We start from the raw sequence: 23864 nt of genomic DNA on the forward strand, positions 1-23864 counted from the left end.
TGGATATGGAAAATTTACTGGCGCTGACCCTGGCCGATGAGACGCCGGAACAGAAAGAGGGGGACGGCCCCTCATTTCGCTGGCGGTGGCTGGGGCGCGGGGTGCTTGAGCTGACGCCGACCGTAAAAAGCGATCTCTCGCTGCTGCTTTCAACGGGTATCCACGGGAATGAAACCGCGCCCGTTGAGATTGTTGATCTGCTGCTGCGTGCGCTGTATCGCAATGAGATCGAACTAAAGTGCCGCGTGCTGGTGGTGCTCGGCAATCCCCCTGCGCTGGCGCAAAACAAACGGTATCTGGTGAGCGACATTAACCGCATGTTCGGCTGCCGCTGGTCGCAGTTTCCGCAGAGCGATGAAACGGCGCGGGCAGAGTGGCTGGAGAACGTCGTGACCGCGTTTTTTGCCGCCGCGGGGCCGGCGCGCTGGCATCTGGATCTGCACACGGCAATCCGCGCGTCTTACCACGTACGCTTCGGCGTTCTGCCGCAGCGCAGTCAGCCGTGGGATGAAGCGTTCCTGAGCTGGCTAGGTGACGCCGGGCTGGAGGCGCTGGTATTTCATCAGTCGCCGGGCGGAACCTTTACCCATTTCACCTGTGAACGTTTCGCTGCGCTGGCCTGCACGCTGGAGCTGGGAAAAGCGCTACCGTTCGGCCAGAACGATCTGACCCGCTTTGCGCCTACGCATCTCGCCCTTCGGGCGCTGCTGGGAGGAACGGCTCCCGAGCACGCGCATGAGCCCGTTGAGCGGTATCGGGTCGTACAGCAGATCACGCGCCACAGCGATGCTTTCCAGCTCCACATGGCCGCGCACACCCTGAACTTCACCCCGTTCCGCAAAGGGGCGCTGCTGGCAGAGGATGGCGAGGAACGTTACGAGGTGCAGAACACCACCGAGTATGTCTTGTTCCCTAACCCCACCGTCGCGTTTGGCCTGCGGGCCGGGCTGATGCTGGAAAAAATATCCTGAACCTCTCCCCTCTCATCATCCGGGAGGGGGGGTAAAAAACTTTTCTTAACGATTAAAGCGCTTGCGCTTATTTTGCAGAATATTCCTGGTGAATTGCTTTATTATTGATCTGCACTTCGCTATACTTTTGCTAAATCTCTTTAAAATCATCGAATTGAATATTTTTTGTTGCAACTCTCCACGCTTTATCCTTATTTCCTCCACATTTGGCGAAAATTTGTTTTTTACACTTTCATTGTTTTACCGTTGCTCTGACTAATTGACGATAAACCCCGTAAAGTTAATCTCGTCAACACGGCATAGCGCCGAAGAATAACTGAAAGAAAGGAAATAAATTATGCGTAAGTTTACTGCACTGTTTGTTGCTTCTACCCTGGCTCTGGGCGCTACCAGCATGGCGTTCGCCGCAGATACTGCGACCACTACGACTGCCGCGCCTGCTGAAGGCAAAATGATGATGCATCATAAAGGTCCGGGTATGCACAACGAGATGATGATGTTTAAGGATCTCAACCTGACGGATGCGCAGAAGCAGCAGATCCGCGACATCAGAAAAGGTGAACGCGACCAGATGAAACGTCCTCCGCTTGAAGAGCGCCGTGCGATGCATGACATCATCGCCAGCGACAGCTTCGATAAGGCGAAAGCCGAAGCGCAGATCGACAAAATGGCCGAGCAGCACAAAGCCCGCATGCTGGCTCACATGGAAACCCAGAACAAGATCTACAACATTCTGACCCCGGAACAGAAAAAACAATTTAATGCGAATTTTGAGAAGCGTCTGACAGAACGTCCGGCGATGGAAGGTAAAATGCCAGCACCAACCGAATAATCGGTTCACACTCTTAAGACCGCCGGGATCCTGTCCACAAAAGCGCAACCGCTGTGGACAGGACCGGCGGTTTTTCTTTCCTGCCCTCTTGCCTGCCGCCGCCAGCGCGGTATCCTCCTGTAGTCGCTTCAGAGAATGTTTGCAGAGTCATAGCGTTAGAATTTTTATTAACGTTCCGCTAAGGCCTGCCCGCTCTGCTGCCGATACTGTTTCTGTGAATACCCAACGATAACAAACAAGACAGCAACGATAGCGATATCCTTGCCCTGGCACGGGTTGTGCCATTCAGGAGTGGTGATGGAGTTCTTTGATATCCGTAAGATGCCGGTCAGCCTCTGGCGCAATGGTGCTGGCGAAACGCGTGAGATTTGCTGCTTCCCTCCCGCAACGCGCGATTTTCACTGGCGCGCCAGTATCGCGACGATTGCCAGCAACGGCGAATTCTCCTCGTTTCCCGGTGTTGACCGGGTGATTACCTTGCTGGAAGGGGGAGAGGTGACGCTGGACGCGGGTCAGGCGTTCTCCCATACCCTCAAGCATCATCAGCCCTACAGTTTTGCCGGCGATTTGCCGGTGAAAGCGCTGCTTTCAGATGGGCGGATGGCGATGGACTTTAATATCATGACCCGGCGCGACTGCTGCCGGGCGAAGGTGCGCGTTGCTGACCGAACCTTTACCACCTTTGGCTCACGCGGGGGCGTGGTGTTCGTGCTAAGCGGGGCGTGGCAGCTGGGCGATAAATTGCTGACGGCCGATCAGGGTGCCAGCTGGGAGGAGGGTACCCATACGCTGCGTCTGCTGGAGGCTCAGGGTACCTTATTGTTCAGCGAAATCACGTGGCTGCCGGGTCATTGAGCACAATGATCTCAAACTTTCCTGCCAGGACCGGTTTACAGAGAATTTTGTAGCCATCGTGGTCAAATCCGGCGGGCGTGCGCAGCAGGGTTGCCGCGTCGTTGAGGTCGTCGACAGCGCCCAGCCAGAGCCAGTTATTGACGATGTGATACTGGGTCATGGCCTCGCCCACTTCTTTTAGCGCAACGGCGCTTTCCCAGGGCCAGCAGTTTACGCTGATGGCCGCCAGACCGGTGAGAAGCCGGGCGTGATGCGCCTCAACGCTCTCTTTCCCGCAGCAGGCACCGGCGCAGCGCTTCAGCGCGGATCGAAAACAGGCGCGTCCGCGGGTAGTTGCCTCCAGGCCTAAAAGGCTGTAGCAAAGCTGTAAATCGTCCGCCAGCGTCTGCAGCGCCTGGAGCGCGGCGCGTTTATTGGCGAACAGCCCATAGAGATTCGGGGCATGAGAAAAATCGACGTCGCGCGCGTAGACGACCTGCGGCTTGCCATCGTTTATCTGCAGCGAGCAGAGCTGACGGTTGCGGCGCAGGCGCTTATTGAACAGCGGCTGTTGTTCTTTTATCAACCGCGCCTCCAGCAGCAGCGCGCCCATTTCTCCCGCCGTCTGGAACCAGGTAATGCGTCGCGACTGGCGCAGCATGGCGGCCTCGTCCGGCGTACGCAGATGGGATAACACCCGGCTGCGAATGTTAACGCTCTTGCCGATATAGAGCGGCAGGGTGTCGCTTTCACCGTGAAAGATGTACACGCCCGGCTGTTTAGGCAGCGCCTCAAGCCAGGGGCGAAGGTGTTCGGGATATTCGTAGATAGCCGCCGCTTCAAACTCAAGACGCGGGGCGGATTGACGCCTGCTCACATACTGCTCCATATACTGTTCAGGTATACAGTGTAGCAGGAGTGTGGTGGTTAAAAAAGAGCCGGGTGGCGGCTACGCCTTACCCGGCCAGGACGTGCGGCCTGATGCCCTCACCCCAACCCTCTCCCACGGGAGAGGGCGCAAACATTAAAAGCGGTAACCAGGTTACCGCTTTGCTTTATTTTTTCCAGAAGTCGTCAAACACCGTAATTGGCGTATGGCGCTTGTGCTCGGTTTTCAGATACCAGCCTTCGATGATTTTCGCGGTACCTTCATCCAGCTTTTTGCCTTCCAGATAATCATCAATGTTGTCATAGGTGACGCCAAGGGCCGCTTCATCCGGCAGGGAAGGGCGATCGTCTTCAAGGTCCGCTGTCGGCGCTTTCTTATACAGATGCTCAGGACAGCCCAGCGCGGCCAGCAGCTGCTTACCCTGACGCTTGTTAAGACGGAAGATAGGGTTAATGTCGGTGCCGCCGTCGCCATATTTGGTGAAGAAACCGGTGATCGCTTCTGCCGCGTGGTCGGTGCCGACGACAACGCCTTTGGTCATCCCGGCGATGCTGTACTGCGCTTTCATGCGCTCGCGGGCTTTCTCGTTGCCGCGAACAAAATCGCTCAGCTCAATGCCCGCTTCGCGAAGCGCCTGCTCGCTTGCCAGCACCGAGCCCTTAATATTCACGGTCAGCACGCGGTCAGGCTGAATGAAGGCAATGGCATCCTGGCAATCCTGCTCGTCCGCCTGTACGCCATAAGGAAGACGCACCGCGATAAACTGCAGTTTCTCATCGCCCGTCTCTTCGCGAAGCTCTGAAATCGCCATCTGGCAGAGTTTACCGGTCAGGGTAGAGTCCTGGCCGCCGCTGATGCCCAGCACCAGGGATTTCAGGAACGCGTTCTTTTTTAAGTACGATTTTAAAAAATCCACGCTGCGGCGGATCTCTTCATGTGCATCTACCGTAGGCTTCGCGCCCAGTGCCTGAATAATCTCTTGTTGCAGAGCCATCACGCCCTCCATATGCAGTACATAAACAGAATGTGTTAGCTGTTAAAACTAACCCTTTGGGCGAGAAACGACAAGGATCACAGTTTCGAGTGCGCTAATTTGCGCCGATTTAGCAGGTTATCGTTGTTTTATTAGAATTTTCCGAAATTCGTCTGGCGTAATCCACAAAGTTGAACAATAGTACTTTTTATCCCATGCTTAGATAACACGCTGATAAACAAGAGGACGGAATATGAACAAGAACGTAGCAGGAATTCTTAGCGCAGCGGCGGTACTGACTATGCTGGCAGGGTGTACGGCTTACGATCGCACCAAGGATCAGTTTACGCAGCCCGTAGTAAAAGACGTTAAAAAAGGCATGACCCGTTCGCAGGTAGCTGCGATTGCCGGTAAACCTTCTTCTGAAGTGACCATGATTCATGCGAAAGGGACCTGCCAGACCTATATCCTGGGTCAACGTGATGGTAAGGCAGAAACCTACTTCGTCGCCCTGGATGATACCGGTCATGTGATCAACTCCGGCTATCAGACCTGTGCTGAATACGACACCGATCCGCAGGCACCTAAGGCGCAGTAACCCTGCTTGCCTGAGGATGTTAACAAACCGGCCCATGGGCCGGTTTTTTTATGCATCAGAAAATCTTATTTCTTTGCGCGAATTATTTGCCCGAAATGTGAAGGGAGTCAACAAGCCAGGTCAATGAGAGACAATTTGAGTCTATCCAGAATTATCCCCTGTCTGTACCATTGCGTATACTCACTCCAACGATAAACAACAGTACGCAAGCTACCTGTCTGCCGGGACAGCGAGTCGAGTGATAACGCGATGGCAGGTAGTTATATAAGAGGGAAATCACGATGGAAAAGAAACATATCTACCTGTTCTGCTCAGCGGGCATGTCAACGTCGCTTCTGGTGTCAAAGATGCGTGCGCAGGCTGAAAAGTATGAAGTCCCTGTGGTGATTGAAGCGTTTCCAGAGACGCTGGCGGGCGAAAAAGGCCAGACAGCCGATGTTGTTTTACTGGGGCCGCAAATTGCCTATATGTTGCCCGAAATTCAACGACTGTTACCCAATAAACCGGTCGAAGTGATCGATTCGGGGCTTTACGGCAAAATTGATGGTTTAGGTGTTCTTAAAGCTGCTGTGGCAGCCATTAAAAAAGCTGCTAATTAATTTTTATTTTTCCCGTCAAAGAGTTATTTCACACACAATACGCCGTAACATGCGTTACGGCATTTAAGGGTATTTTCCTATGAGTAAAGTCATCGCTTCACTTGAAAAGGTACTCCTTCCTTTTGCTGTTAAAATAGGAAAGCAGCCTCACGTTAATGCCATCAAAAACGGCTTTATTAAATTAATGCCGTTGACGCTGGCTGGGGCCATGTTCGTTTTAATTAACAACGTTTTTCTGAGCTTTGGTGAAGGTTCCTTCTTTTATTCATTAGGAATTCGGTTAGACGCATCCACTATTGAAACCCTTAATGGTTTTAAAGCCATTGGCGGCAACGTCTATAACGGTACGTTAGGGATTATGTCGCTGATGGCGCCTTTCTTTATTGGGATGGCACTGGCAGAAGAGCGTAAAGTGGATCCGCTGGCTGCCGGGTTATTATCCGTCGCCGCCTTTATGACCGTAACGCCTTACAGCGTGGGTGAAGCCTATGCCGTTGGCGCCAACTGGCTGGGCGGGGCCAACATCATCTCAGGTATTGTTATCGGCCTGGTGGTGGCAGAAATGTTCACCTTTATTATCCGTCGCAACTGGGTTATCCGCCTGCCGGATAGCGTACCGGCTTCCGTTTCTCGTTCATTTTCCGCGTTGATTCCAGGCTTCATTATTCTCTCCATCATGGGGATTATCGCCTGGGCGCTCTCCCACTGGGGCACTAACTTCCACCAGATCATCATGGACTCTATCTCTACGCCGCTGGCGTCGATGGGTGGCGTGGTCGGTTGGGCGTATGTGATTTTCACTTCTCTGCTGTGGTTCTTTGGCGTGCATGGTTCACTGGCACTGGCCGCGCTGGACAGCGGGATTATGACCCCCTGGGCACTGGAAAACGTTGCGCTTTACCAGCAGTACGGCTCCGTTGACGCGGCGCTGGCAGCGGGTAAAACCTTCCATGTGTGGGCGAAGCCGATGCTTGACTCCTATATCTTCCTGGGCGGTACCGGGGCGACCTTGGGTCTGATCATCGCGGTCTTTATTGTCTCTCGTCGTGCTGACTACCGTCAGGTCGCGAAGCTGGCGCTGCCATCAGGCATTTTCCAGATTAACGAACCGATTCTGTTCGGTCTGCCAATCATCATGAACCCGGTAATGTTCATTCCGTTCATTCTGATTCAGCCGCTGCTGGCCGCGATCACCCTGACGGCGTATTACATGGGCATCATTCCACCGGTCACCAACATTGCACCGTGGACCATGCCGGCGGGCCTGGGCGCCTTCTTCAACACCAACGGCAGCGTCGCAGCCTTCCTGCTGGCGATATTCAACCTCGGGATTGCCACCCTGCTGTACATGCCGTTCGTGGCGATTGCCAACAAAGCCGCCACCATTATTGATGAAGAAGAGAGCGAAGAGGATATTGCCCTCTCACTGAAATTCTAAGATTGACCGGCGCGGGGAAGCCCGCGCCAGCCACAAGGAGCTTAAACATGTTAGATTTGGATAGTATTGTCGCAGACGAAGCCGTCGAGAACGATCTCGAAGAAGTGGTGATGGGGCTTATCATCAACTCCGGACAGGCCCGCAGCCTGGCCTATGCCGCACTGAAGCAGGCCAAGCAGGGGGATTTCGCCGCGGCGAAAACCATGATGGACCAGTCCCGCACGGCGCTGAACGAAGCGCACCTGGTGCAGACAAAGCTGATTGAAGGCGATCAGGGCGAAGGGAAGATGAAGGTCAGCCTGGTGCTGGTCCACGCGCAGGATCACCTGATGACCTCGATGCTGGCGCGTGAGCTGGTGGCGGAGCTCATCGAGCTTCACGAGAAAATGCACTGAGTCGGATTTCGCAGCAGGAGGTCAGCACGATGGAAATTAAAACCGCACTTGAACAGCAGCTGTTTAATGGCAAAAATTTTCACGTGGTTATCTACAACAAGACGGAGAGCGCCAGCGGTCTGCACCAGCATGACTACTACGAGTTCACGATTGTTCTGACCGGCCGCTACTACCAGGAGATCAACGGTAAGCGCGTCCTGCTTGAGCGAGGGGATTTTGTCTTCCTGCCGATGGGGTCTTATCACCAGAGCTTTTACGAATTTGGTGCCACCCGTATTCTGAACGTGGGCGTCAGCAGACGCTTCTTTGAGAAGCACTATCTGCCGCTGGTGCCGTTCTGCTTTGTGGCCTCCCAGGTCTATCGGGTCAAAAACGAGTTCATGACCTGGATTGAAACGGTTATCGCCTCGCTTAACTTCCGCGACAATGAATTTGATGAGTTTATTGAAACGGTGACCTTCTACGTGATGAACAGGCTGCGCCATCATCGTGAGGAGCAGCAGGTGACGGATGATATTCCACAGTGGCTGCGCAGCACCGTTGAGCTGATGCATGATAAAGGCCAGTTCAGCGAAAATGCGCTGGAAAATATGGTGTCACTGTCGGGGAAATCCCAGGAATATCTGACCCGCGCGACGCAGCGCTATTATCGTAAAACACCCGTGCAAATTATTAATGAAATCCGCATTAATTTTGCAAAGAAACAGCTGGAAATTACCAACTACTCTGTTACCGATATTGCTTACGAGTCAGGGTACAGTAGTCCAAGCCTGTTTATTAAGACCTTTAAAAAATTGACTTCATTCACACCGAACAGTTACCGGAAGAATTTAACGGTAATTAATTAACTTTCGGCGGATTACCCGCCACAAATATTGCTTTAATGGCTTGCCCAAATAGCGGGAAGAGTACGCTATACCTTGCAGGCGATTAACCTGATACGCTAAGGGAGATATTATGCAGAAGAAATTAAAAGTCGTAACCATTGGTGGCGGCAGCAGCTATACCCCGGAATTACTTGAAGGTTTTCTGAAACGTTATCATGAATTACCGGTCAGCGAATTATGGCTGGTTGACGTTGAGGAAGGTCAGGAAAAGCTGAATATTATTTTCGACCTGTGCCAGCGCATGGTGGAGAAAGCGGGCGTGCCTCTGACCGTGCATAAAACCCTCGATCGCCGTCTGGCGCTGAAAGATGCGGATTTCGTCACCACCCAGCTGCGCGTGGGCCAGCTGAAGGCGCGCGAGCTGGACGAACGTATCCCGCTGAGCCACGGCTATCTCGGGCAGGAGACCAACGGCGCGGGCGGTCTGTTCAAAGGCCTGCGTACCATCCCGGTGATTTTCGACATCGTCAAAGACGTGCAGGAGATCTGCCCGAACGCGTGGGTGATTAACTTCACCAACCCGGCCGGGATGGTGACCGAGGCGGTCTATCGGCATACGAACTTCAAACGTTTTATCGGCGTCTGTAATATTCCGATCGGCATGAAGATGTTCATCCGCGACGTGCTGGAGCTGACCGACAGCGACGACCTCTCCATCGACCTGTTCGGCCTGAATCACATGGTGTTCATTAAAGACGTTATCGTGAACGGTAAATCGCGGTTTGCCGAACTGCTGGACGGCGTGGCTTCCGGTCGCCTGACGGCGGCATCGGTGAAAAACATCTTTGACCTGCCGTTCAGCGAAGGGTTGATCCGCTCGCTGAATCTGCTGCCTTGCTCGTATTTGCTTTACTACTTCAAGCAGAAAGAGATGCTGGCCATCGAAATGGGAGAGTACTATAAGGGCGGCGCGCGTGCGCAGATCGTTCAGAAGGTCGAGAAGCAGCTGTTTGATTTGTATAAAGATCCGAACCTGAACGTCAAACCGAAAGAGCTGGAGCAGCGCGGCGGGGCCTACTACTCCGATGCGGCGTGCGAAGTGATCAACGCCATCTACAACGACAAGCAGGCGGAGCACTATGTCAATGTGCCGCATCATGGCCATATCGACAATATTCCGGCTGACTGGGCCGTTGAAATGACCTGCATCCTGGGGCGCGAGGGGGCTAAACCGCATCCTCGTATCACCCACTTCGATGACAAGGTCATGGGCCTGATCCACACCATCAAAGGCTTTGAAGTGGCGGCAAGCAACGCGGCGCTGAGCGGCGAGCTCAATGACGTGCTGCTGGCGTTGAACCTTAGCCCGCTGGTGCATTCCGACCGCGACGCGGAACAGTTGGCCAGCGAGATGATCCTGGCGCATGAGAAATGGTTGCCAAACTTTGCCGCTACGATCGAGAAGCTGAAGTTCAAACAGCAATAAGAGGACGCACAATGGAAAACCTGCTGATCGTTAATGCTGATGATTTTGGCCTCTCGAAAGGCCAGAACTACGGCATTATTGAAGCCTGTCGCCGGGGTGTGGTGACCTCTACCACGGCGCTGGTTAATGGTGAGGCGGTTGAACACGCGGCGCAGCTGAGCCGCGAGGTGCCTGAGCTGGGCGTCGGCATGCATTTTGTATTGACGCTCGGGATGCCGCTTTCTCCAATGCCGGGCCTGACGCGCGACGGCCAGCTGGGCAAATGGATTTGGGAACTGGCGGAGCAGGGTGCTCTGCCGCTCGAAGAGATTGCCCGCGAGCTGGAGAGTCAGTTCAACCGCTTTGTTGATGTGTTTGGTAGGGCGCCGACGCACATCGATAGCCATCACCACGTGCATATGATCCCGGCGATTTTCCCGATTGTCGCTGATTTCGCAAAGCGCAACGGCGTCGCGATGCGCGTGGATCGGGAGGTGCGCGGATTGCCGGACTGCGCTGTCACCACCACTGAGGGATTCAGCAGCGCATTTTACGGAGAAGAGATCAGCGACGCGCTGTTCCTGACGGTGCTGGATGATTCCGCCGCGCGAGGGGAACGGTCGCTGGAGGTCATGGCGCATCCTGCCTTTGTCGATAAAACCGTGCATAAAAGCGCCTACTGCTGGCCGCGCCTGGCGGAGCTGGATGTCCTGACGTCGCCGTCGTTGAAATACGCGATTGCCGAGCGAGGGTATCGTTTGGGGACGTTCGGGGATCTTTGAAATAAAGCCCGGTGGCGGCTTTGCCTTACCGGGCCTACAAAACCAATCGAATGTAGGCCGGGTAAGCGCAAGCGCCACCCGGCTTTTTTTACGCCGGTATCTGGTCAATCTTGCTGCTTCGCGACCAGACGCGGTGCGCGGCGAGCAAATCAAACAGCTTCGTCATAAAGGCATCGTCAACGTTATCGCCCTCGACAATCCCGTCCTCACCCTGATCGGCTACCTTCAGCTGCGCCTTAAACCGTCGCGCGTCGCCGGACAGCGCGATCGGTTTCAGGTGCTTATAGGCTTCGAGCAGATAATACACCGCGTCGCCGTTGGTCAGCAGGCTGGCAAGATCTCCGCCCGGAACAATTACCGCATCGACTGTGAGCGATGGCGCCCCGGCAAAGGTTGCCGCCACCGGCAGCACGGAGCCGTCATCGGCGGTCACTTCCCCCATGCGGGAATAAAGCAGTTTCGCATGCACGCCCTGGGTCTTCAGCGCCTGCATAATCCCCAGCACGTCGCTGGCGCGGGTTTTGTCGTTCAGCAGGATGGCGACCACGCGGCCTTTAATTGACCCACCCGGCACGGCATACAGGCTCAGCGACGGATCTTTCTTCACGCCGTTAACCTCTTTCGGCGGGGCAATGTTGCGCTGCTCATCGGTCAGCGTAATGCCCAGGTTATCCGCAACGCTCTGGGCGAGCTGAATATCAATGCGCGCCAGCTGATCGACCACACGCTCGCGGATGTAGGTACGCACCACTTTGCTCAGCTCAAAGCTGAAGCCGCCGATGATGTGCTGCTGCTCAATCGGCGTCTGGCTGTTCCAGAACAGGCGAGGGTGGGCGTAATACTCGCCGAACGACGGGCTGCGCTCGCGGATTTTATTGCCGTCGATACGCTCCTGATACGATTCGAATCCACCGCGTTTCGGCCCCGGCGGCGTTTCGCGCGGCCAGTTATCGTTGATAGAGTTCGGCTCATAGTTCGCCGGGTTGGTATCAATATCCTGACGGTGCATCCCGTCGCGCTGGAAGTTGTGGTACGGGCAGGTTGGGCGGTTAATCGGGATTTCGTGGAAGTTCGGCCCGCCAAGACGGCTGATCTGCGTATCGGTGTACGAGAACAACCGTCCCTGCAGGAGCGGATCGTTGGTGAAGTCCAGCCCCGGCACGATATGCCCGGGGTGGAATGCGGCCTGCTCGTTTTCGGCGAAGAAGTTATCCGGGTTGCGGTTGAGCACCATTTTGCCCACCAGCTGTACCGGCACCAGCTCTTCCGGAATCAGCTTCGTCGGGTCAAGCAGGTCGAAATCGAACTTAAATTCGTCCTCTTCCGGTATGAGCTGCAGGCCCAGTTCGTATTCCGGGAAATCGCCCGCTTCAATGGACTCCCACAGCTCGCGGCGATGGAAGTCCGGGTCGCGCCCGGTCAGCTTCTGCGCCTCGTCCCACACCAGCGAGGCTTTGCCCGCCACCGGCTTCCAGTGGAAGCGCACAAACGTGGCTTTGCCCTCGGCATTGATCAGACGGAAGGTATGGATACCAAACCCTTCCATCGTGCGATAGCTGCGCGGAATGCCGCGGTCTGACATCGCCCACATCACGTTGTGTAAGGTTTCAGGCTGCAGTGAGACGTAGTCCCAGAAGGTGTCGTGCGCACTTTGTCCCTGCGGTATGGCCCAGTGGGGCTCCGGTTTTACCGCATGGACAAAGTCAGGAAATTTATGCGCGTCCTGAATGAAGAACACCGGGGTGTTATTGCCCACCAGATCGAAAATACCCTCTTCGGTATAAAACTTGGTGGCAAAGCCGCGGATATCCCGAACCGTATCTGCCGAACCGGCGCCGCCCTGCACGGTGGAGAAGCGCACAAACACCGGGGTGATTTTATCCGGATCGGAGAGGAAATCCGCTTTGGTGATGTCTTTCAGACTCTTGTAGGGCTGGAAGTAGCCGTGCGCAGCGGAACCTCGCGCGTGGACGATGCGTTCCGGAATTCGCTCATGGTCGAAATGGGTGATTTTTTCCCGCAGGATAAAGTCTTCCAGCAGGGTTGGCCCGCGCGCGCCTGCGCGAAGGGAGTTCTGATCGTCAGCAATGCGCACGCCCTGATTGGTGGTGAGCGCAAAGCCTTCGCCGCCTTTACGGTGCGGCTCAAGAGATTTCAGCTTCTCGTTTCCCGTGTCCGGCGATTTCATGCTTCCCGGTGCGGTAGGCTGTTCGCCCGGTGCGGAGGGGCCAGGGGAGGGGCGATGAGAGCCGTCAGCAGGGGCAAGAGAGTCCATACCCGGTTGAGATTCTTCAGTGCCATGAATCGGTGATTGATGTGTTTTATCTTTGTTCGACATTGCACGCTTCTCCTTTATCCATTGCTAAAAACCCTATTAAGGATAGAACAATGTCGCGAGATGGCTCGTGAACTAAGAGTTTTCACATGCCGCCATTGACGAAAGGAGCCTTCAGGCCCACTTGGGGCGCGACGGAAGGCAGCAGGATCGGCTATCATAGAATTTTCCTGCTTCAAGAATTTGCTTTAGTGAACCAGCCGCTTATGAAACCTCTTCGTCAACAAAACCGCCAGGTTATTAGCTATGTGCCCCGCGTTGAGCCCGCGCCGCCAGACCACGCCCTGAAAGTGGAGGGTTTTCGCGATGTCTGGCAACTTCGGGGGAAATACGTGGCCTTCGTGCTGATCGGCGAACATTTCCGCCGCTCGCCCACGTTTACGGTGCCGGAGTCAGCGCAGCGGTGGGCGATGCAGATCCGCCAGGATGAAGAGGTCGAAGAATAACAGCCATAAAAAAACCGCCATCAGGCGGTTTTTTTATTTCTACCGAGATTAACGATGCGCCAGCTCGGCGTCGTCTTCACTTTCCAGAATCGCTTTGTCGGTCTGCTTCAGCCACTGGCTGGTCAGCGTACCGGCGGTCATGGAGCCGCTTACGTTCAGCGCGGTACGGCCCATGTCGATCAGCGGCTCAACGGAGATCAGCAGCGCGACCAGCGTCACGGGCAGACCCAGCGCGGGCAGCACAATCAGCGCGGCGAAGGTTGCGCCACCGCCAACGCCCGCAACGCCTGCGGAGCTTACGGTAACAATCCCGACCAGCGTGGCGATCCAGACCGGATCCAGCGGGTTAATCCCGACGGTAGGGGCAACCATCACCGCCAGCATCGCCGGGTACAGACCCGCACAGCCGTTCTGACCAATGGTGGCACCAAAGGAGGCAGAGAAGCTGGCGATGGATTCAGGCACGCCCAGACGACGGGTTTGCGCTTCAACGTTCAGCGGAATAGACGCGGCGCTGGAACGGCTGGTGAAGGCAAAGGTCAGTACCGGCCAGACTTTACGGAAGTATTTCAGCGGGCTGACGCCGTTTACGCCCAGCAGGATGCCGTGCACCACGAACATAATGCCCAGGCCCAGATAAGAGGCGACAACGAAGCTGCCCAGCTTGATGATGTCCTGCAGGTTAGAGCCGGCAACCACTTTGGTCATCAGTGCCAGCACGCCGTAAGGCGTCAGCTGCATAACCAGACGCACCAGCTTCATCACCCAGCTTTGCAGGGTGTCGATCGCGGTCAGCACGCGTTCGCCTTTAGGCGCGTCGTCTTTCAGCAGCTTCAGCGCCGCTACGCCCAGGAACGCGGCGAAAATAACCACGCTGATGATCGAGGTTGGGCTCGCACCGGTCAGGTCAGCAAACGGGTTCTTCGGAATGAAGGAGAGCACCATCTGCGGCACGGTCAGGTCAGCCACTTTACCAACGTAGTTGGTTTGAATCGCGGTAAGACGCGCCGTTTCAGCGGTACCCTGAACCAGGCCTTCTGCGGTCAGGCCAAACAGGTTGGTGACCAGCACACCCACCAGCGCGGCAATCAGCGTGGTGAACAGCAGCGTACCAATGGTCAGGAAGCTGATTTTTCCCAGCTGAGTCGCGTTATGCAGGCGAGCAACGGCGCTCAGAATAGAGGCGAACACCAGCGGCATAACGATCATCTGCAGCAGCTGAACATAGCCGTTACCGACGATGTTGAACCACTGAATGGAATCTTTCAGAACTGGATTATCGGAGCCATAAATTGCCTGTAATGCCAGACCAAATACGACACCCATGGCCAGACCAACCAGCACTTTTTTCGCCAGGCTCCACTGTTTGTGGCGCGCCTGCGCAAGAAGCAATAGCAATACAACGAACACAACGACGTTCGCGATGAGTGGAAAATTCATCCCCGTTCTCCTGATTTATTATTGGGTCGGTTTTTACCGATCCTGTTGGCGGAAGGTTAGCAGAAGTGTGATGTAGCGCTTATATCCAAATGGAATGGGTTATGACAAATGGGATAATTTTGTCGGTTTACTGTTCAATCTGGTGATGAATAAAGCGATTGAACTGAAATTGCAGCGAATTAATCATCTGGGATGACCAGCGAACTGCACTGTTTTCGGGCAAGGTTTGCGGCATCCAGACGGCGTAAGCAAACAGCGCCATGCACAATACGCGCTCAAGCTGGTTGCCTTTCTGCGGTGCGAGGATCGGAAAACGGAAACGCCAGCGGCAGGGCCAAAGCAGCGGTACGCCCGCAGGCGTCAGCATATCGGCGAGAATATGGCTTAAATAGCCCAGCACCATCCCCTGGATGGCATCGGCGGGGACTATCCAGCTTTCGGGCACCTTCAAATAGAAAAGCGTCAGCAGGCCAAACACGGCCAGCAGGCTGTGCGTGAAACCCCGGTGGCCGAACGCGCGGGCGATGGGTTTCGATACCCACTTCAGGCGTTGTCCGAGGAAAGATTTGGGATGGTCAATGTCGGGCAGCAGGCAGGTCAATACGGCAGAAGGGACAATATGCCACCAGTCCCCCTGTGCCAGCACGGGGGTGAGTTCAGCGTTTTTGGCAAATACCGCGCACGCAATAGAAAAAAGCAGGTGGCCTTCCGCCGTCATGATAAAACCCACAAAACTGTCAATTCATACAGTATAGGGTTTTTATACAGTAGGCGGAAGAGGTGACGGTGTAACTGTTTGTCACAAACCAGAGAAGGGCGTTAACCGCCCTGCAGGTGATGCGCCCTGAGTTCTGCCAGTGAGTTAAGCTTCACGTCGGCAAGGGCAAACCGGGGGTCGTGACGGCCTTCTTCTGCGGGCACCACAATGGAGCGCATCCGTGCAGCCTTCGACGCCACCATACCGTTAACGGAATCTTCCAGCGCAACGCAGTTGAGGGGATCCAGGCCGAGCTTAGCGGCGCAGTCCAGATAGACCTGCGGGTGCGGCTTGCTGTAAGGCAATTTTTCAGCGGACGCCAGCGCGTCGAAACTGTCGCGCAGTTCAAACATCGTGAGCACTTTTTCCAGCATGTGCAGCGGTGAAGCCGAGGCCAGTCCGACCTTCAGCCCCTGGGCTTTACACAGCGCGACGGCCTCACGTACGCCGGGCAGCAGCGGCCTGTTCTCTTCCACCAGAGAAATGGCGCGGCTGATAATGCGTGCGGTCACCTCATCGCGACTGGGACCTACCCACGGCTGTTGGGCAAACCACAGATCCACCACCATATCGATGCGCAGGCCCAAGGTATCGGGAAGTTCATTACGGCGGCTGATATCCACGCCGAGGCTGGCCATAACGTCCAGTTCGGCGCGATCCCACAGCGGTTCGGAATCGATCAGTAATCCATCCATGTCAAAAATTGCGGCAAGAATTTGGCGCGGTGTCGACATCACAACGTCTCCTTATCCAGGGTGTTCGACAGATGATACGTGCTAAGCACAATCTGCAATTTAGCATATTGCTTTTAAAGAGCGGGCGAAATTGATGACCAGCAGGTAGACTTAGGCACAAATAACGCGTCTTTATGAAGAGGAACTGATGACGTATCAACAAGCTGGACGCATTGCGGTCTTAAAACGTATTGCTGGCTGGGTAATTTTTATTCCTGCCGTCATTTCTACGCTGATTTCTGTACTCAAATTTATGTACGATCACAGCGAAAAACAGCCGGGTATCAATGCGGTAATGCTTGATTTCGCTCATGTCATGATTGAGATGATGCGTTTTAATACGCCATTTTTGAATGTCTTCTGGTTTAACTCACCCACTCCGGATTTTCATCAACAGCTGAATATCGGCTTTTGGGTGATATATGCCCTGATCTTTGTCGCGCTGGCACTGCAGGCCTCTGGTGCGAGAATGAGTCGCCAGACGCGCTTTTTACGCGAAGGCGTTGAGGATCAGTTGATTCTGGAGCAGGCCAAGGGCCCGGAAGGAATGAGTCGTGAGCAGATTGAATCCCGCATCGTTGTGCCGCGTCACACCATTTTCCTGCAAATTTTCCCGCTCTATATCCTTCCCGTGATTATCATTGTGGCGGGATACTTCTTCTTCTCACTGCTCGGTTTTCTGTAAGCGATAAGGGTGGCGGCAAGGCCACCCTTTCTCTTCTCAGGCGGCAAGCATACGCTCGAGTGCCCGCTGCGCGTTAACAAGGTGTTCTCCGCCAAAAAGAATGGCACGGTTCATCAGCGTATAAAGCTGATACACCGGCTGGCGGTCGAGGAAACCGGGCGGCAGGGGGGAAACAGACTGGTATCCGTCGTATATTTGCGGCGGCTGCTCAGGATGAAGCGGCAACATGGCAAGATCGCACTCTCTGTCACCCCAGTAGCAGGCCGGGTCAAAGATGTACGGGCCGTTGGGACCCAGCGCGCAGTTATTGGACCACAAATCGCCGTGAAGCAGCGACGCCTGAGGCTGGTGGGATGCCAGACGCTGTTGAACGTGCTCGACGATGGCGTCGATATTGCCAAATTCCAGCCCTTTTTCGGCGGCCAGCTCAAGCTGCCAGCCAATGCGCTGCTCGGCAAAAAATGTCGACCAGCGACGCTGCCAGGCATTGGGCTGTGGCGTGGTGGAGAGATCGTTGTCAAAGTCGAGACCAAACTGCGGCTGGTCGCTCCATTGATGCAGGCGCGCTAGCTGTTGGCCGAGGATGAACGCATTATGGGCATCCAGCGGCCGGGCGGGGAGATACTCCATCACCAGGAAGCTGTAGTCGCGGTCGCTCCCCACGGCCAGAACCTGCGGGACCGTGACCGTTTTACTGCGCGACAACAGCTCCAGCTGGTCGGCTTCGGCGGTAAATATCGGAAGCAGCTCTCGCTCATCGCACTTAACGAAAAGATCGCGCCCTGCGTAGCGTAAATGCCACGCGGCGTGGATTTCACCGCCTGGCAGTTCGTTACGCAGTTCAATTTCACCTTCACCCAGCTGCTCACGTAAAAGATGACTGATAGCCTGCCACATGTTGTCTCTCCCATGTTGTCTGCCAGATCATAAAGTTAGCGCATAACTGCGGTAAAAAAATACGAACTAACGCACACCTGAGCGGTTTAAATTCATACAGCGCACTTATTGTTCTTTTTTCCGCCAGCTTTCCCAGGTATCCACGTCAATCTCGGCAGGCTTATCGGTCACGCTCTCCACCAGACTGGCGGCCAGCGCATGAACCTCTTCCTGGCTCAGGGCGCCGATCAGACCAAATGTCAGGGTGCCTAAATCATGAATATTGCCCTCGTCATCCGTCAGGGTGAGGAGAAAATTAGCCCGGGTGAAAGCATTGTTGAGCTCATTTAGCTCGGTCAGCGATGCTTCATGAAGGTTGATGGTCACGACGTAACGTGTGATGTCACCACTGCTCATAATTCACCTCATTGTTATCATGAAAGTTTTCTTAGCATAGTCGATAGTTTGCGTTTGGCGACTCAGCGAGGACATTCCCCTCCGTAAAGACGAAGGGGAACAGGGGTTAATTTCGGGACAGGTAATCGACGATTTTTTGCGTATCGGCAAGCGAACAGAGACGCGTGCCCTGGTTGATGGTGGCGGCGCTACCCGCCGCCACGCCGTAGCGTGTCATTTCGAGCAGAGACGCACCCTGCGCCAGTTTTAGCGTCATCGCGCCCACCATGCTATCGCCCGCGCCAACCGTGCTCTGGCTCTTCATCGGCGGTGGGACAACCTGAACGGACGATGATTCATCAACTGCCAGCGCCCCCTGAGGGCCAAGGGAGACGACTACGCGCCGCGCTTTGCCGCTGCGCACCAGCTCCTGCGCGGCGGTGCGCACATCGTCAGGCTGCGTCAGTTCACGGTTGACCAGCGCGCTTAACTCTTTCTGGTTGGGTTTGACCAGCTCCAGATTGCCCGGCACCAGCGCCGCCTGCAGGGCCTCGCCGCTGCTGTCGACAATGCAGCGGATGCCGCGATGCTGCGCGGCCTGAATCAGCGCCGTTAATTTTTCCGTGCTTACGCCGGGCGGCAGGCTGCCGCTTATCACCAGCAGTGCGCCGCTCTCTATCGTCAGCACTTTCTCTTCAAGCTGACGAAACTCGTCATCGCTGAGTTTCGCGCCCGGCATGACAAAACGGTACTGTTCGCCGCTGGATCCTACGTGGACATGCAGGTTTTGCCGCGTCCAGTCTTTGGCCTCAACGGTTTCAACGGCCACCTGTTCATCAGCCAGCAGAGAGACCAGGTGTTCACCGGTGGCACCGCCTGCGGGAAAAATTGCCGTGGCTTTGCCGCCGAGATGTGTAATGGCGCGCGCCACGTTGATCCCGCCGCCGCCGGGCTCAAAGACCGGGGCGCTACAGCGCAATTTACCTTCCGGGTAAATCTGCGGCGTCAGGGTGGCGGAATCCAGGGAAGGGGAGAGCGTCAGAGTATAAATAGAAACCATCATTACCTCCTTTTAGCATGGGCTCTTATTAGCCTGGCACCTTTTGTCAGGAAGGCAATGTAAATAACAGTATGATTTTAAATATGAATACTGACAAAAAGTGAGGCGGGGGATATATAAACTAAAACGCTTTTTGAGATCGTTCTTATTCAAAAAATGAAATAAGAAAACATTGCTATGTTATTTGCGGCTTTTTATAATTTGTTACCTTTCTCTGGACGCCTTGTCATTGATCCTCAAGAAAGATTCCGGGACCGTGTGGTCTCTTTTTTTGTTGTACGGACTCCTTAATAAAATGAAGCTTTTAAAGACAGTGCCCGCTGCACTGATGCTGGCGGGTGGCGTGTTTGCGGCTATGAACGCGACCGCTGATGATACCGTTTTTACTGTCATGGACGATCCTTCCACCGCGAAAAAACCGTTTGAAGGTAACCTGAACGCCGGGTACCTGGCACAATCCGGTAACACGAAAAGCTCTTCTCTGACGGCGGACAGTACGCTTACCTGGTACGGCAACACCACCGCCTGGTCTCTGTGGGGTAATGCCAGCAACACTTCCGCTAATGACGAACGTTCTTCCGAGAAATATGCGGTAGGCGGACGTAGCCGTTACAACATGACCGACTATGACTACCTGTTTGGACAGGCAAGCTGGTTAACTGACCGTTACAACGGTTATCGCCAGCGCGATGTGTTCACCGCCGGTTATGGTCGCCAGTTCCTGAACGGTCCGGTACACAGCCTCCGTTTTGAATTCGGTCCTGGTGTGCGTTATGACGAGTACACCAATGGCGATACCAAAACCCAACCCCTCGGTTACGCTTCCGGTACCTATGCCTGGCAGATGACTGACAACACCAAATTTACCCAGGGTGTTTCTGTATTTGGTGCCGACGACACGACGCTTAACTCTGAGACGGCGCTGAACGTGGCTATTAACGAACACTTTGGTCTGAAAGTGGCCTACAACGTGACCTGGAACTCTTCACCACCAGAATCTGCGCCGGATCATACCGACCGCAGAACCACGGTTTCACTGGGTTATAGAATGTAATAAAAGCGGGCCGATGATAAGGTCGGCCCGTTTATTGTCTGTGGCTTTTTGACGTCCCTTCTGATGACCTGTCTTCGCCCCTAGCCCCAAATCATTGCCGCCCAACGGAGTAGCAGCATTGCGCCGCAGATGGCAATCAGCACCAGCACCATTTTCCAGTGTTTTACGGCAAATCGTTTTGTTGGCATAACCTAATCCTTGTTTGTTGATATCCACAGTCTACCAAACAGGGCCGAAATATGCCCCTTCTTGGGATCGATTAGGTTATGCCAGCGCAGGGGTCGCCTCAGAACCAGTGGAATCGTTCGGCGAGAATCAACAATAAACCTGTGGCGGAAAGGACATTCAATATCACAACCGTTCTGCTGGATACGTTCATGGTATGCACCTTTGGGTTTAAAGACCTGTTCAAGAGTAGCCCAGCATCTTCGAAATGCGAGCGCAGGGGAGAAGCAACCTGCAAATTCGTGCGAAAGCGCCAGCCCATCAATCTGGCCGCAGAGGGTGCAATCTCCTTTCCGTTAGTGTTAACATTACGTCGCTTGCCGTAAATCCACATTAATCTGAATTCGGCTGGTGAATGATGACGAACCAATTTGACGATTGTTGGTCAGATGGTGTCGTAATCTATTGTCAAATCACGATTATTTTCTTTGTATATGCTCTTATGTGTGGGGCATCACTGCAAATAAGGATATAAAATGCCTGTAATTACTCTTCCTGATGGCAGCCAACGCCATTTCGACCGTGCTGTTAGCCCAATGGATGTAGCCCTGGACATTGGTCCTGGTCTCGCGAAAGCGACTATCGCTGGCCGCGTTAACGGTGAGCTGGTGGATGCTTCCGATCTGATCGAAAACGATGCGACGCTTGCAATCATCACCGCGAAAGACGAAGAAGGTCTGGAGATCATTCGTCACTCCTGCGCGCACCTGTTAGGCCATGCCATCAAACAGCTGTGGCCAAACACCAAAATGGCGATCGGTCCGGTTATCGACAACGGTTTCTACTATGACGTTGACCTTGACCACACCCTGACTCAGGAAGATATCGACGCGCTCGAAAAACGCATGCACGAGCTCGCCGAAACGAACTATGACGTCATCAAGAAGAAAGTCAGCTGGCACGAAGCGCGTGAAACCTTCGTGAAGCGCGGCGAGAGCTATAAAGTCTCTATTCTTGACGAAAACATTTCGCATGATGACAAGCCTGGCTTGTACCATCACGAAGAATACGTCGACATGTGCCGTGGACCGCACGTGCCGAACATGCGCTTCTGTCATCACTTTAAGCTGATGAAGATCGCGGGCGCCTACTGGCGTGGCGACAGCAACAACAAGATGTTGCAGCGTATTTATGGTACCGCGTGGGCTGATAAAAAAGCCCTGAACGCATACCTGCTGCGCCTGGAAGAGGCGGCGAAGCGTGACCACCGTAAAATCGGTAAGCAGCTTGACCTGTACCACATGCAGGAAGAAGCGCCGGGTATGGTGTTCTGGCATAACGACGGCTGGACTATCTTCCGTGAACTGGAAACTTTCGTACGCTCCAAGCTGAAAGAGTACCAGTATCAGGAAGTGAAAGGCCCGTTCATGATGGACCGTGTGCTGTGGGAAAAAACCGGCCACTGGGACAACTACAAAGATGCGATGTTCACCACCTCGTCTGAGAACCGTGAATACTGCATCAAGCCAATGAACTGCCCGGGCCACGTTCAGATCTTCAACCAGGGTCTGAAATCCTACCGTGACCTGCCGCTGCGTATGGCGGAGTTCGGTAGCTGCCACCGTAACGAGCCATCAGGTGCGCTGCACGGTCTGATGCGTGTTCGTGGCTTTACTCAGGATGATGCGCATATCTTCTGTACTGAAGATCAGGTTCGTGACGAAGTTAACGCCTGTATTCGTATGGTCTACGATATGTACAGCACCTTTGGCTTCGAGAAGATCGTCGTCAAACTCTCAACGCGTCCGGAAAAACGTATCGGTAGCGATGAGACATGGGATCGCGCAGAAGCGGATCTCGCCGTGGCGCTGGAAGAGAACGGCATTCCGTTCGAATACCAGCTGGGCGAGGGCGCATTCTACGGTCCGAAAATTGAATTTACCCTGTATGACTGCCTCGATCGCGCATGGCAGTGCGGTACTGTACAGCTGGACTTCTCCCTGCCGCAGCGTTTAAGCGCCTCTTATGTTGGCGAAGACAACGAGCGTCAGGTACCGGTAATGATTCACCGTGCAATTCTCGGTTCTCTGGAGCGCTTCATCGGCATCCTGACCGAAGAGTTTGCTGGCTTCTTCCCAACCTGGCTTGCGCCAGTGCAGGTCGTGGTGATGAACATTACCGATTCTCAGGCGGATTACGTTAAAGAATTGACGCAGAAACTACAAAATGCGGGCATTCGCGTAAAAGCAGACTTGAGAAATGAGAAGATTGGCTTTAAAATCCGCGAGCACACTTTACGTCGTGTCCCGTATATGTTGGTCTGTGGTGATAAAGAGGTGGAAGCAGGCAAAGTCGCCGTTCGCACCCGCCGTGGTAAAGACCTGGGCAGCCTGGACGTAAGTGAAGTGATTGAGAAGCTGCAACAAGAGATTCGCAGCCGCAGTCTTCAACAACTGGAGGAATAAGGTATTAAAGGCGGAAAACGAGTTCAAACGGCACGTCCGAATCGTATCAATGGCGAGATTCGCGCCCAGGAAGTTCGCTTAACAGATCTTGAAGGTGAACCACTGGGGATTGTGAGTCTGAGAGAAGCGATCGAAAAAGCTGAAGAAGCTGGAGTAGATTTAGTTGAAATCAGCCCTAACGCCGAACCGCCAGTTTGTCGTATCATGGACTACGGCAAGTTCCTTTATGAAAAGAGTAAGTCTTCTAAGGAACAGAAGAAGAAGCAAAAAGTTATCCAGGTTAAGGAAATCAAATTCCGTCCTGGTACCGACGATGGCGATTATCAGGTAAAACTCCGCAGCCTGATTCGCTTTCTGGAAGATGGCGATAAGGCCAAGATCACACTGCGTTTCCGCGGTCGTGAGATGGCCCACCAACAGATTGGTATGGAAGTGCTTAACCGCGTCCGTGACGATCTGAGTGAACTGGCAGTAGTCGAATCCTTCCCTACGAAGATCGAAGGCCGCCAGATGATCATGGTGCTCGCTCCTAAGAAGAAACAGTAAGGCCTTCAAGCAGCAAAATCTGTGGAGCCTTCGGGTTTCATAGGTTTTGTTCGCCTATGTTTCGTTTATTTAACAATGCGAAGTGGAAGTTATTAAGATGCCAAAAATTAAGACCGTACGCGGTGCTGCTAAGCGCTTCAAAAAAACCGGTGGTGGTGGATTTAAGCGTAAGCACGCAAACCTGCGTCATATTCTGACCAAAAAATCTACTAAGCGTAAACGTCACCTGCGTCCAAAAGGCCTCGTTTCTAAAGGCGATCTGGGTCTGGTTATCGCGTGCCTGCCGTACGCATAAGCCGTTA

27 protein-coding genes are annotated in these 23864 nt (G+C 54.2%); 16 read left to right on the forward strand and 11 right to left on the reverse strand.

Annotated features, from left to right (window positions below):
- Positions 1-5 precede the first annotated feature (5 nt).
- From astE to ves, 3 genes are all read left to right on the forward strand, one after another.
- A complete protein-coding gene (gene astE, locus ACOTZC_RS02645; protein ID WP_163353699.1) occupies positions 6-971 on the forward strand; it encodes a succinylglutamate desuccinylase in 966 nt (321 codons plus the stop codon).
- A gap of 337 nt (positions 972-1308) precedes the next feature.
- Positions 1309-1803 carry an ATP-independent periplasmic protein-refolding chaperone Spy gene (gene spy / locus ACOTZC_RS02650; protein WP_023311279.1) on the forward strand — a complete coding sequence of 165 codons (495 nt, stop codon included), beginning with the start codon at positions 1309-1311 and terminating at the stop codon, positions 1801-1803.
- Between the two features lie 297 nt (positions 1804-2100).
- Complete coding sequence (gene ves / locus ACOTZC_RS02655; protein WP_023311280.1) at positions 2101-2658, forward strand: environmental stress-induced protein Ves; 558 nt, start codon at positions 2101-2103, stop codon at positions 2656-2658.
- Here the strand turns inward: ves and cho are convergent.
- Together cho and nadE are read right to left on the reverse strand one after the other, a co-directional pair.
- Positions 2636-3514, reverse strand: a complete 879-nt coding sequence (cho, locus tag ACOTZC_RS02660) for an excinuclease Cho (RefSeq protein WP_023311281.1) — start codon at positions 3512-3514, stop codon at positions 2636-2638. The genes ves and cho overlap by 23 nt on opposite strands.
- A 178-nt stretch (positions 3515-3692) precedes the next feature.
- Positions 3693-4520: an ammonia-dependent NAD(+) synthetase gene (gene nadE / locus ACOTZC_RS02665; RefSeq protein ID WP_023311282.1), complete on the reverse strand. Its 828-nt coding sequence runs from the start codon at positions 4518-4520 to the stop codon at positions 3693-3695.
- Positions 4521-4752: 232 nt separating this feature from the next.
- On the opposite strand from nadE, the gene osmE reads away from it, so the two are divergent.
- The 7 genes from osmE (at position 4753) to chbG (ending at position 10603) form a co-directional block, all read left to right on the forward strand.
- Positions 4753-5097 carry an osmotically-inducible lipoprotein OsmE gene (gene osmE, locus ACOTZC_RS02670; RefSeq protein ID WP_010430142.1) on the forward strand — a complete coding sequence of 115 codons (345 nt, stop codon included), beginning with the start codon at positions 4753-4755 and terminating at the stop codon, positions 5095-5097.
- 281 nt (positions 5098-5378) lie between these two features.
- Positions 5379-5696, forward strand: coding sequence for a PTS N,N'-diacetylchitobiose transporter subunit IIB (chbB, locus tag ACOTZC_RS02675; RefSeq protein WP_008500676.1), 318 nt, complete (start codon positions 5379-5381; stop codon positions 5694-5696).
- A gap of 79 nt (positions 5697-5775) precedes the next feature.
- Positions 5776-7134 (forward strand): PTS N,N'-diacetylchitobiose transporter subunit IIC, encoded by a 1359-nt coding sequence (chbC, locus tag ACOTZC_RS02680; protein ID WP_023311283.1) that lies wholly within the window; start codon positions 5776-5778, stop codon positions 7132-7134.
- A 47-nt stretch (positions 7135-7181) separates the two neighbouring features.
- Entirely contained in the window at positions 7182-7529 is a 348-nt protein-coding gene (chbA, locus tag ACOTZC_RS02685) for a PTS N,N'-diacetylchitobiose transporter subunit IIA (RefSeq protein WP_023311284.1), read from the forward strand.
- Positions 7530-7534: 5 nt separating this feature from the next.
- Positions 7535-8377 carry a transcriptional regulator ChbR gene (chbR, locus tag ACOTZC_RS02690; protein ID WP_071789366.1) on the forward strand — a complete coding sequence of 281 codons (843 nt, stop codon included), beginning with the start codon at positions 7535-7537 and terminating at the stop codon, positions 8375-8377.
- 109 nt (positions 8378-8486) lie between these two features.
- The gene (locus tag ACOTZC_RS02695) at positions 8487-9842 is read left to right on the forward strand and encodes a 6-phospho-beta-glucosidase (protein ID WP_163353700.1); all 1356 of its coding nucleotides are present in this window, start codon (positions 8487-8489) and stop codon (positions 9840-9842) included.
- Between the two features lie 11 nt (positions 9843-9853).
- A complete protein-coding gene (gene chbG, locus ACOTZC_RS02700; RefSeq protein WP_126303168.1) occupies positions 9854-10603 on the forward strand; it encodes a chitin disaccharide deacetylase in 750 nt (249 codons plus the stop codon).
- Between the two features lie 88 nt (positions 10604-10691).
- Here the strand turns inward: chbG and katE are convergent, their stop codons facing one another.
- Positions 10692-12941, reverse strand: coding sequence for a catalase HPII (gene katE, locus ACOTZC_RS02705; RefSeq protein ID WP_163353701.1), 2250 nt, complete (start codon positions 12939-12941; stop codon positions 10692-10694).
- 188 nt (positions 12942-13129) lie between these two features.
- Between katE and cedA the strand changes: the two genes are divergently transcribed.
- Positions 13130-13384 (forward strand): cell division activator CedA, encoded by a 255-nt coding sequence (gene cedA, locus ACOTZC_RS02710; RefSeq protein ID WP_071845469.1) that lies wholly within the window; start codon positions 13130-13132, stop codon positions 13382-13384.
- A 48-nt stretch (positions 13385-13432) separates the two neighbouring features.
- Here cedA and tcyP read toward each other — a convergent pair whose 3' ends face one another.
- The 3 genes from tcyP to hxpB all read right to left on the reverse strand — a co-directional run bounded on the left by tcyP (position 13433) and on the right by hxpB (position 16315).
- Positions 13433-14824: a cystine/sulfocysteine:cation symporter gene (gene tcyP, locus ACOTZC_RS02715; RefSeq protein ID WP_008500667.1), complete on the reverse strand. Its 1392-nt coding sequence runs from the start codon at positions 14822-14824 to the stop codon at positions 13433-13435.
- Between the two features lie 127 nt (positions 14825-14951).
- Entirely contained in the window at positions 14952-15542 is a 591-nt protein-coding gene (locus ACOTZC_RS02720) for a metal-dependent hydrolase (RefSeq protein ID WP_014883483.1), read from the reverse strand.
- A gap of 101 nt (positions 15543-15643) precedes the next feature.
- A complete protein-coding gene (hxpB, locus tag ACOTZC_RS02725; protein ID WP_174259722.1) occupies positions 15644-16315 on the reverse strand; it encodes a hexitol phosphatase HxpB in 672 nt (223 codons plus the stop codon).
- A gap of 148 nt (positions 16316-16463) precedes the next feature.
- Here hxpB and ACOTZC_RS02730 point away from each other — a divergent pair, with 148 nt between their 5' ends.
- Entirely contained in the window at positions 16464-17000 is a 537-nt protein-coding gene (locus ACOTZC_RS02730) for a YniB family protein (protein ID WP_023311291.1), read from the forward strand.
- Between the two features lie 36 nt (positions 17001-17036).
- Here ACOTZC_RS02730 and ACOTZC_RS02735 read toward each other — a convergent pair whose 3' ends face one another.
- From ACOTZC_RS02735 to pfkB, 3 genes are all read right to left on the reverse strand, one after another.
- Positions 17037-17897, reverse strand: a complete 861-nt coding sequence (locus tag ACOTZC_RS02735) for a fructosamine kinase family protein (protein ID WP_029740438.1) — start codon at positions 17895-17897, stop codon at positions 17037-17039.
- 105 nt (positions 17898-18002) lie between these two features.
- Positions 18003-18293, reverse strand: a complete 291-nt coding sequence (gene ghoS, locus ACOTZC_RS02740) for a type V toxin-antitoxin system endoribonuclease antitoxin GhoS (protein WP_033145271.1) — start codon at positions 18291-18293, stop codon at positions 18003-18005.
- A gap of 106 nt (positions 18294-18399) precedes the next feature.
- Positions 18400-19332, reverse strand: coding sequence for a 6-phosphofructokinase II (pfkB, locus tag ACOTZC_RS02745; protein ID WP_023311294.1), 933 nt, complete (start codon positions 19330-19332; stop codon positions 18400-18402).
- Between the two features lie 295 nt (positions 19333-19627).
- Between pfkB and ACOTZC_RS02750 the strand changes: the two genes are divergently transcribed.
- Positions 19628-20386 carry a DUF481 domain-containing protein gene (locus tag ACOTZC_RS02750; RefSeq protein WP_029740435.1) on the forward strand — a complete coding sequence of 253 codons (759 nt, stop codon included), beginning with the start codon at positions 19628-19630 and terminating at the stop codon, positions 20384-20386.
- Positions 20387-20466: 80 nt separating this feature from the next.
- Here the strand turns inward: ACOTZC_RS02750 and yniD are convergent, their stop codons facing one another.
- Positions 20467-20574 (reverse strand): small membrane protein YniD, encoded by a 108-nt coding sequence (yniD, locus tag ACOTZC_RS02755; RefSeq protein ID WP_008500658.1) that lies wholly within the window; start codon positions 20572-20574, stop codon positions 20467-20469.
- A gap of 98 nt (positions 20575-20672) precedes the next feature.
- The gene (gene yncL / locus ACOTZC_RS02760; protein ID WP_080298627.1) at positions 20673-20945 is read right to left on the reverse strand and encodes a stress response membrane protein YncL; all 273 of its coding nucleotides are present in this window, start codon (positions 20943-20945) and stop codon (positions 20673-20675) included.
- A 142-nt stretch (positions 20946-21087) separates the two neighbouring features.
- On the opposite strand from yncL, the gene thrS reads away from it, so the two are divergent.
- The 3 genes from thrS (at position 21088) to rpmI (ending at position 23857) form a co-directional block, all read left to right on the forward strand.
- Positions 21088-23016: a threonine--tRNA ligase gene (gene thrS, locus ACOTZC_RS02765; RefSeq protein ID WP_008500657.1), complete on the forward strand. Its 1929-nt coding sequence runs from the start codon at positions 21088-21090 to the stop codon at positions 23014-23016.
- Between the two features lie 3 nt (positions 23017-23019).
- A complete protein-coding gene (gene infC, locus ACOTZC_RS02770; RefSeq protein ID WP_014069901.1) occupies positions 23020-23562 on the forward strand; it encodes a translation initiation factor IF-3 in 543 nt (180 codons plus the stop codon).
- A 97-nt stretch (positions 23563-23659) separates the two neighbouring features.
- Positions 23660-23857, forward strand: a complete 198-nt coding sequence (gene rpmI, locus ACOTZC_RS02775; protein WP_003030583.1) for a 50S ribosomal protein L35 — start codon at positions 23660-23662, stop codon at positions 23855-23857.
- Positions 23858-23864 lie beyond the last annotated feature (7 nt).

The organism is Enterobacter cloacae complex sp. SHL009, from assembly GCF_049237205.1.
In the GTDB taxonomy this organism is placed as follows: domain Bacteria; phylum Pseudomonadota; class Gammaproteobacteria; order Enterobacterales; family Enterobacteriaceae; genus Enterobacter; species Enterobacter cloacae_M.

What these genes read in the sequence shown, in the direction of transcription:
- spy (WP_023311279.1), top strand. Translation starts at nt 1,309, where the DNA reads ATGCGTAAGTTTACTGCACTGTTTGTTGCTTCTACCCTGGCTCTGGGC.
- ghoS (WP_033145271.1), bottom strand. Translation starts at nt 18,293, where the DNA reads ATGAGCAGTGGTGACATCACACGTTACGTCGTGACCATCAACCTTCAT.
- hxpB (WP_174259722.1), bottom strand. Translation starts at nt 16,315, where the DNA reads ATGTCGACACCGCGCCAAATTCTTGCCGCAATTTTTGACATGGATGGA.
- tcyP (WP_008500667.1), bottom strand. Translation starts at nt 14,824, where the DNA reads ATGAATTTTCCACTCATCGCGAACGTCGTTGTGTTCGTTGTATTGCTA.
- ACOTZC_RS02720 (WP_014883483.1), bottom strand. Translation starts at nt 15,542, where the DNA reads ATGACGGCGGAAGGCCACCTGCTTTTTTCTATTGCGTGCGCGGTATTT.
- nadE (WP_023311282.1), bottom strand. Translation starts at nt 4,520, where the DNA reads ATGGCTCTGCAACAAGAGATTATTCAGGCACTGGGCGCGAAGCCTACG.
- yniD (WP_008500658.1), bottom strand. Translation starts at nt 20,574, where the DNA reads ATGCCAACAAAACGATTTGCCGTAAAACACTGGAAAATGGTGCTGGTG.
- astE (WP_163353699.1), top strand. Translation starts at nt 6, where the DNA reads ATGGAAAATTTACTGGCGCTGACCCTGGCCGATGAGACGCCGGAACAG.
- rpmI (WP_003030583.1), top strand. Translation starts at nt 23,660, where the DNA reads ATGCCAAAAATTAAGACCGTACGCGGTGCTGCTAAGCGCTTCAAAAAA.
- chbG (WP_126303168.1), top strand. Translation starts at nt 9,854, where the DNA reads ATGGAAAACCTGCTGATCGTTAATGCTGATGATTTTGGCCTCTCGAAA.
- osmE (WP_010430142.1), top strand. Translation starts at nt 4,753, where the DNA reads ATGAACAAGAACGTAGCAGGAATTCTTAGCGCAGCGGCGGTACTGACT.
- ACOTZC_RS02730 (WP_023311291.1), top strand. Translation starts at nt 16,464, where the DNA reads ATGACGTATCAACAAGCTGGACGCATTGCGGTCTTAAAACGTATTGCT.
- ACOTZC_RS02750 (WP_029740435.1), top strand. Translation starts at nt 19,628, where the DNA reads ATGAAGCTTTTAAAGACAGTGCCCGCTGCACTGATGCTGGCGGGTGGC.
- ves (WP_023311280.1), top strand. Translation starts at nt 2,101, where the DNA reads ATGGAGTTCTTTGATATCCGTAAGATGCCGGTCAGCCTCTGGCGCAAT.
- yncL (WP_080298627.1), bottom strand. Translation starts at nt 20,945, where the DNA reads ATGTGGATTTACGGCAAGCGACGTAATGTTAACACTAACGGAAAGGAG.
- chbB (WP_008500676.1), top strand. Translation starts at nt 5,379, where the DNA reads ATGGAAAAGAAACATATCTACCTGTTCTGCTCAGCGGGCATGTCAACG.
- ACOTZC_RS02695 (WP_163353700.1), top strand. Translation starts at nt 8,487, where the DNA reads ATGCAGAAGAAATTAAAAGTCGTAACCATTGGTGGCGGCAGCAGCTAT.
- pfkB (WP_023311294.1), bottom strand. Translation starts at nt 19,332, where the DNA reads ATGGTTTCTATTTATACTCTGACGCTCTCCCCTTCCCTGGATTCCGCC.
- thrS (WP_008500657.1), top strand. Translation starts at nt 21,088, where the DNA reads ATGCCTGTAATTACTCTTCCTGATGGCAGCCAACGCCATTTCGACCGT.
- chbA (WP_023311284.1), top strand. Translation starts at nt 7,182, where the DNA reads ATGTTAGATTTGGATAGTATTGTCGCAGACGAAGCCGTCGAGAACGAT.
- chbC (WP_023311283.1), top strand. Translation starts at nt 5,776, where the DNA reads ATGAGTAAAGTCATCGCTTCACTTGAAAAGGTACTCCTTCCTTTTGCT.
- ACOTZC_RS02735 (WP_029740438.1), bottom strand. Translation starts at nt 17,897, where the DNA reads ATGTGGCAGGCTATCAGTCATCTTTTACGTGAGCAGCTGGGTGAAGGT.
- katE (WP_163353701.1), bottom strand. Translation starts at nt 12,941, where the DNA reads ATGTCGAACAAAGATAAAACACATCAATCACCGATTCATGGCACTGAA.